At 70.4% G+C, this 6,641-nt stretch carries 10 protein-coding genes; 6 read left to right on the top strand and 4 right to left on the bottom strand.

Going from position 1 to position 6,641, the window contains the following annotated elements; translation table 11 throughout:
• Nucleotides 1-226 (top strand): PASTA domain-containing protein (locus KUTG_RS60440; protein ID WP_232240573.1); only part of this gene is annotated, 226 nt, incomplete at its 5' end.
• 166 nt (nucleotides 227-392) lie between these two features.
• A complete protein-coding gene (locus KUTG_RS60435; RefSeq protein WP_043714142.1) occupies nucleotides 393-614 on the top strand; it encodes a PASTA domain-containing protein in 222 nt (73 codons plus the stop codon).
• Here KUTG_RS60435 and KUTG_RS00575 read toward each other — a convergent pair.
• The 3 genes from KUTG_RS00575 to KUTG_RS00565 are packed head-to-tail and all read right to left on the bottom strand — an operon-like array spanning nucleotide 604 to nucleotide 2,652.
• Complete coding sequence (locus KUTG_RS00575) at nucleotides 604-1,365, bottom strand: SDR family NAD(P)-dependent oxidoreductase (protein WP_043714140.1); 762 nt, start codon at nucleotides 1,363-1,365, stop codon at nucleotides 604-606. The genes KUTG_RS60435 and KUTG_RS00575 overlap by 11 nt on opposite strands.
• Nucleotides 1,366-1,369: 4 nt before the next feature.
• Nucleotides 1,370-2,083, bottom strand: coding sequence for an SRPBCC family protein (locus KUTG_RS00570; protein ID WP_043714138.1), 714 nt, complete (start codon nucleotides 2,081-2,083; stop codon nucleotides 1,370-1,372).
• On the bottom strand, nucleotides 2,080-2,652 hold the full coding sequence (locus KUTG_RS00565) for an ArsR/SmtB family transcription factor (RefSeq protein WP_043714137.1): 573 nt from the start codon (nucleotides 2,650-2,652) through the stop codon (nucleotides 2,080-2,082). The genes KUTG_RS00570 and KUTG_RS00565 overlap by 4 nt, the downstream gene beginning before the upstream one ends.
• Nucleotides 2,653-2,738: 86 nt before the next feature.
• Between KUTG_RS00565 and KUTG_RS00560 the strand changes: the two genes are divergently transcribed.
• The 4 genes from KUTG_RS00560 (at nucleotide 2,739) to KUTG_RS60430 (ending at nucleotide 6,370) form a co-directional block, all read left to right on the top strand.
• Nucleotides 2,739-3,242 carry a GNAT family N-acetyltransferase gene (locus tag KUTG_RS00560; RefSeq protein ID WP_043727793.1) on the top strand — a complete coding sequence of 168 codons (504 nt, stop codon included), beginning with the start codon at nucleotides 2,739-2,741 and terminating at the stop codon, nucleotides 3,240-3,242.
• A 19-nt stretch (nucleotides 3,243-3,261) separates the two neighbouring features.
• Nucleotides 3,262-3,627 carry a hypothetical protein gene (locus KUTG_RS00555; protein WP_043714131.1) on the top strand — a complete coding sequence of 122 codons (366 nt, stop codon included), beginning with the start codon at nucleotides 3,262-3,264 and terminating at the stop codon, nucleotides 3,625-3,627.
• A 94-nt stretch (nucleotides 3,628-3,721) separates the two neighbouring features.
• The gene (locus KUTG_RS00550; RefSeq protein WP_043714130.1) at nucleotides 3,722-4,687 is read left to right on the top strand and encodes an aldo/keto reductase; all 966 of its coding nucleotides are present in this window, start codon (nucleotides 3,722-3,724) and stop codon (nucleotides 4,685-4,687) included.
• A 57-nt stretch (nucleotides 4,688-4,744) separates the two neighbouring features.
• Complete coding sequence (locus tag KUTG_RS60430; RefSeq protein ID WP_198046935.1) at nucleotides 4,745-6,370, top strand: tetratricopeptide repeat protein; 1,626 nt, start codon at nucleotides 4,745-4,747, stop codon at nucleotides 6,368-6,370.
• Between the two features lie 12 nt (nucleotides 6,371-6,382).
• On the opposite strand, the gene KUTG_RS60425 is transcribed toward KUTG_RS60430, so the two are convergent.
• The coding region (locus KUTG_RS60425) for a hypothetical protein (protein ID WP_043714129.1) at nucleotides 6,383-6,641 on the bottom strand (259 nt) is incomplete at its 5' end.

Here is a 6,641-nt window from a genome sequence, read left to right as displayed (position 1 = left end):
CCAGGATTCGGTGATGCCGGACCTGGTCGGCAAGACCGTGTGGGACGCCGACAACGCCGTTCCGTTCGGCACCCGGCTGCTGCTGGTCGACGGCACCGGCGCGCACCGCAAGGTCGTCTGGCCCGGCAGCTGGCAGGTCTGCAAGCAGGATCCGGCCGCCGGCACGCCCCTGACCTCCGCCACTGCCGTCACGCTCACGGTGGTGAAGCTGGAGGAGAAGTGCTGATCGGATGACCTGACCGTTCAGCCGGGGTCTAGGCCGCACGCATGCGCTGATTGGACCGTTCGCGCGCTGTTTTCACGGACGGAGGGGACGACGATGGCTACTTCATCTCACACCCGACCACAGCGGCACCACGGGGATCCCTGCGTGCCCATGGGAGCTACCCGGCATGAAGATGCCCAACGTCGTCGGCAAGACCGTGTTCCAGGCTCAATTCAAACTGTCTGCCTTGGTTCGGATCGTGTACGTCGACCACAAGTCCAACGACCCCGTCATCAGGGCGAGCAACTGGAAGATCTGCAAGCAGGAGCCCGCTCCCGGCACGAAGGGGGTCAAGCGGGTCGTGCTCACCGTCATCCGCAACGGCGAGACGTGCAAGGTCAGTCACTGACCGCGCCGGCGGTGATGTTGAGCGAGGTCGCCGTCATCGACGCCGCCAGGTCCGACGCGGCGAACACCGCCACGTTGCCCACGTCGGCGAAGGTGGCGGCGCGCTTCAACATCGTCTTGGCCACCAGCATGTCGGAGATGCCGTAGCGGGCGTCCAGGTCTGGCGGGAGGCCCTCGGGGATGCCGCCGGAGTGCAGGCCCAGCACGCGGATCCCGTGCTGGCCGAGCTCGGATGCGAGCTGGCGGCGCAGGAAGTCCACCGCGTTGAGCGCCACCTGGAGCCCGCCGATGGAGTAGTCCCGCATCGGCTCGCCGCCACCGTCGCCGCCGAACGTGAGGATGACTCCCGAGTGCTGGCGGATCATGTGCCGGGCGGCTGCCCGGGCCGTGACGAACGTCGACCGCACCGCGATGTGGATGGGCCGCTCGAAGTCCGCCAGCGTCATGTCGGCCAGCGGCGTGCCCTGGTGGTCGGCGATGTCGATAACGCTCACCGAGATGTCCACGCTGCCGTCCTTGGCCGCGACGGCGTCGGCGTGCGCGTTGACGGCGTCTTCGTCGAGGGCGTCGACCACCGCCGCCTCGGCCTGGCCGCCGTCGGCGCGAATGCGGTCCGCCAGCGCGGCCAGGGTCTTCTCCGTGCGGCCCGTGACGTGCACCTTCGCGCCTTCGCGGGCGAAGGCCGTCGACATCGCCGTGCCGATTCCTCCCGCGGCCCCGTAGACGATCGCGTTCTTGCCGGCCAACAGCATGGCTTCAGTCCTTTCCGATCCGGTCGACGAGTTCGGTCAGCCAGTCCTGCCAGCGCGGGCGCTCCCGCGTGGCGACGGCCTCGGCGTCGGGGCCGTACACCCGTCCGGTCACGTTGATCGACAGGGTCACGGCGTCCATGGGGAAGGCGGAGATCGCGAACATCGCCTCCGTGGTGCGCAGCAGCGCGAAGTACGGCCCCTGGTGCTCGACGACGCCGGTGATCAGCGGTCCGTCGCAGGCGGATCCCTCGATCCCCAGCTCCGCGAATATCTGCCGGCCGACCTGTGCCCGGGCCGTCTCCGGTGCGTTCACCGGCGCCATCAGGTCGATCCGGGCCGACGGCATTCCCGCGAAGTGCGTGGCGTAGACCCGCAGCACCTCCAGCGCCATCCGCCAGCCCTTCGCGGCCTGCTCCGCGATGTCGTCCCAGCCCTCGCCGTCCACCCGGAGGCTGTTGACCACCCTGAGCACGCAGCTGCCGTTGTCGCGGGCCGTGATCAGGTATTCCGTCGCGAAGGTCGGATCCTCGTAGGCGAATCGGCGCGGCGGCTCCCAGCCGGTCAGCGTCGCGGTGGCGTCCGGCGCGAACGGCTCCCGGCGTACGTGCACCGTGTCGTCGTCGACCTCGACCTGGAACGACCAGGCTCCGCTGTCGGTGGTGATCGCCGCCCAGACCTGCTCCGGGCCGGCCGGGATCTCGACGCTCTCCTCGCTCATGCCTCGTCCTTCGGCTTCGGGTGCACCGCCAGGACCAGCCGCTGCCAGCGGCCGTCCGGGGCCCGCTCGTCGTGGTACTTCGCCGCCACGCGGGACACCGCCGCCGTGAGCTCGTCGGCGAAGGCGGCGCGGTCGGCCGGGCTGGCGAAGCGGATCTCCGTGTCCAGGGCGAACACCGGCACCGCCTTGCCCGCGGACGACGCCGTGCCGGCCAGCCGCCCGACCTCGCGGACCATCCGAGCCGCCAGCGCGATCAGGTACGCCGCCGACAGCGGGTTCGCCCGGATCGGCGTCCCCAGCGGCTCCGGCGCGATCACGAAGCCCGCCGCCGTCGCCACCAGCAGCCGCTCCGTCAGGCCGCCCCAGGTGCGCGTCTCCGCCACCTCCACCAGGCCGTGCGCCTCCAACTGGCGCAGGTGATAGTTCACCTTCTGCCTGGTCAGGCCCACCTTCGCCGCCAGCGTCGCCGCCGAGGCCGGCTCCCTCAGCTCGGCCAGCAGCCTGGCCCGCATCGGGTCCAGCGCCACCATCGCCGCCGCCGGCTCCGCGATCACCTCGACGTCCCGCATGCCTCCAGCACACCCTTGACAACTTTATTTGTCAAGGGCTGTATTTCGGTTGCACGCGCCCGTTGCCGCTGGTTAGACCTATGGCCGTGCTGATTCGCCGCGAGATCCCCGCCGATGTCGACGCCATCCGCGCCGTCGTCGCCGCCGCCTTCGCCCCGTCCCCGGCCGAGGCCCTGCTCGTCGACGAGCTCCGGGCCGATCCAGGCTGGCTACCTGCGCTTTCTCTTGTCGCCGTCGACCCTGCCGGCACCGTCATCGGCCACGTCGCCTGCACCCGGGCCCACGTCGACGACGCGCCGGTCCTCGGGCTCGGTCCGCTCAGCGTCCGTCCCGACCACCACATCCGTGGTGTCGGCAGCGCCCTCGTGCACGCCGTCCTCGGCGCCGCCGACGCCCTGTCCGAGCCCCTCGTCGTCCTGCTCGGCAATCCCGCCTACTACCACCGCTTCGGCTTCGTCCTCAGCGACCAGCTCGGCATCCGGCCGCCGGTCCCGGGCTGGCAGCCGCACTTCCAGGTCCGCACCCTGGCCGCGTACACCCCTGCCCTTCGGGGCGACTTCACCTATGCGGAGCCGTTCTCCCGGGTCTGAACGCCGGCATCATCGAGCCATGGCCGATACCCGCATCCCCGTCGTCGACGCCTGGCTCACCGCCGGCGACATGGGCCCCGCCGGCCCCCAGATGCAGATGGACCAGCTCGACGGCATGCACATGGTCGCCGAGCGCAATGCCGAGCCCTGTCCCGACGAGATCCTCGAGTACTGGCGGTTGCTGCTCGCCACTCGTCGGCTCCGGGCCGTGCAGAACGAGCATGTCTTCATCGCGCAGGCCCTGCGCAGCGGTTGGTCCTGGAACCGGGTTGCCGGCGCCCTCGGGCTGCCCGACGTCGCCGCCGCTCAGCAGCGCCAGGCCTTCCTTGCCGCCGAGATGATCCGCTGCCATCCCAGCCACGACGCCCGCCCCTGGCGGCTGTAGGACCTTTCCGTCGAAACCGGGCTCGACCCGGGCGTCGGACCGTATCGTGGCCCGGTCGAAGATCACTTGTCGCCAGCGCTGGAATGAGGTCGATGTGGAGCAGCGGACACTGTCCGACGGCGGGTCCGGGCTGGGCGTGAGCGCGCTGTGCCTGGGCACCATGTACTTCGGCACCACCGTCGACGAGCAGGCGGCGTTCGCCGTGCTCGACCGTTTCGTCGAAGCCGGCGGCACGTTCATCGACACCGCCAACACCTACTCGTTCTGGGTGCCCGGCGGCACCGGCGAGGAGAGCGAGTCCCTGCTGGGCCGCTGGCTCGCGTCCCGGTCCGTGCGGGAGCAGGTCGTGCTGGCCACCAAGGTCGGCGCACTGCCCGACCCTCCCGGCGCCGCTTGGCCCGAGCACGCCGAGGGCCTGTCCCGCGCCGTCGTCCGATCCCAGGCCGAGGCCAGCATGCGCCGCCTGGGCACCGATCACCTCGACGTCTACTACGCCCACATCGAGGACCGCCGCACCCCGCTCGACGACACCGTCGCCACCTTCGCCTCCCTGATCGCCGACGGTCTCGTCCGTGTCGTCGGCTGCAGCAACCACGCCGCTTGGCGCGTCGCCGCCGCCCGCCAGATCGCCCGCACCGCCGGCCTTCCCGGCTTCACCTGCGTCCAGCAGCGCCACACCTACCTACAGCCCCGTCCCGGCGCCGACTTCGGCGCCAACCCCCACATCAGCGACGAGTGGCTCGACTACGCCCGTGAGGACCCCGACCTCACCGTGCTCGGCTACTCCGCCCTGCTCTCCGGCGCCTACACCCGCTCCGACCGCCCCCTGCCCGAGCAGTACGACCACCCCGGCAGCCAGCGCCGCCTCGCCGTCCTCTCCGACGTCGCCCGTGAGCTCGGCGCCACCCCCAACCAGGTCGTCCTCGCCTGGCTGCTGCGCTCCGACCCGCCCGTCCTCCCCGTCCTCGGCGTCAGCTCCGTCTCCCAGCTCGACGAATGCCTCGGCGCCCTCGACCTCAAGCTCGACGACGACCTCCGCCACCGCCTCGACACCGCCTGATCAGGAAGTCCAGGCATGTTCGCTTAGGCACTGGGTGCAGTTGAGCGGGAGTAGGCAATGGCAGACGCGAGCACGGAACGAAGCGGCGCCGAGGAGGAGCACGGGCTCGGCCGGACGGAGGGCGCGGATCCCGGCCCGAACACGGTCGACAACCGCATTTCCGGCGGCAAACAGCACAACGTCCTCATGACAGGTGCGGTGCGCGATGTGCACTTCCATGGTGGCGGCGACCTCCCGAGCGATCTGGAGGATCCCGTTATCGCCACTGTCAGACTGAGGCCCGGCGGGACGCTCGCGGATCTGGTGGTGGACGCCGATCCGCCGAGAGTGATGGTGCCCAGCGGCACGGTCCACGTCATCACCCTGGAGGCCCGGACGAAGCGGGCGGTGGTGCTCGATGCCGCTGAGCCGGTCATCGTGTCCCGGAGACTGCCCCGCCCCGCCTGCCTCCTCGTCAGGGTCGGGGCGACAATCCAGCCCCGTCGTTTCACAACCGATTTCGACGAACGGCCGCCGCAGATGCGGGCCCTCGGCGCGGACTTCCCGTTTTCCATCAGCACGTCCGAGGTAGAGCAGTTCTGGTTCGAGCCCATCGCCCGTACGCACGAGATTTCGTGGCACCTGAAGCTTCACTGGACTTGCGCGGGCCGTTCCGGCACCACCGTTATCGACAACAACGGGAAGCCGTTCGAGGTGTATCCCGTTGCCGCTCTGTACAACGGCCGCGAGCCCTCGGTTCTGGACTCGGGGTGCGGACTGATGCACGCGAGGGGTTGTCCTTCCGGCCTGCTCAAAGAGTCCGGGCTTCCTACGTCTCTTTGGGATTCCACGTCTTCGCCACTTCCGCCGTACTCGGCGCTCGCCGCGCTCGGTGATTCGTCGGCGGCCGACGCCACCGGGTCGCCGAGTGACGCCCAGGACGATGCTCCGGAAGACCTCAAACGCCGCATCCTGGACGCCGGGCTGTCAGCCACCGACCCGGAGGTTCCCGCCTCCTGGCCCGAGTACCGCAGGGTCGCCCTGCTCGTTCGGAGCCTTTTCGCTCGCCCGGACTTCCATCGCAGCCACGAGCCGGAGGCGTTCCGCGCTCTGCTCATCCGAGTGCTGCGATACCTGTATCTGTCCGGCCAGTGCCAGCCCGGCGCGATCATCGGACGCACGATCCACCCGGACTGGGCCGAGGCTCTTGGCGAGGACCACCTGGACACACTGGCCGCGGCGAACAGGCTCGCCGGGTGCCTGGTCGGTCTCGGGAAAAGCAAGGAGGCGCTGGAACTGTTCGCGGATCTCGCGCCACGGTACGAGCGGGCGCTGGGCGAGAATCACCCGCAGACCCTGATCGTCGCGAGCAACCTCGGCGCGGCCCTGGCCGGTCTCGGCGCGTTTCGCGAAGCTCGGGAACAGTACGAGGCCGTTGTCCAACGGAGTCGGCAGGCGCTCGGCCCCGACGATCCGAGCACACTGCGCGCGGCCTCCGGTCTCGCGGCCGTCCTGCGGCGCCTTGGTGATCTCGACGCCGCGCGAGCCGGCGCGGAAGACGCCGTGCGGCGATACCGACGAACCCTGGGCGACGAGCATCTCGACACTGTGGTCGCCGTGAGGACTTTCGTCACGATCCTCCGTTCGCTGGGCGAGGATGACCTCGCACAGGCGCTGGAGGCGGAGCTACGGCCGAACTCCTGAACTACGTCTGGGCTAGATCCCCGCCAGGGACAGGGCCTCCGGGCGGGACAGGGAGAGGCCGCGGCGGTAGGCGGCGTCGAAGTCGTCGCCGATGAGGTCGCGGGCGGCGGCGATGGTGCGGGCGACCTCGGTGTCGCCGACGACTTCGGTGCCGCGGACGACGACGGCGGCGCCGAGCATGAGGGCGGCCTGGGTGCCGTCGCCCTCTAGGACGGACAGGCTGGCGAGGCCCTCGGCGACGTCGGCGGCGACGAGGTGCAGGCCCTGGGCG

This window comes from Kutzneria sp. 744 (genome assembly GCF_000568255.1).
GTDB lineage: Bacteria > Actinomycetota > Actinomycetes > Mycobacteriales > Pseudonocardiaceae > Kutzneria.
The sequence above is the reverse complement of the archived record's forward strand: the minus strand, read 5'-3'. Positions and strand labels throughout refer to the sequence as shown.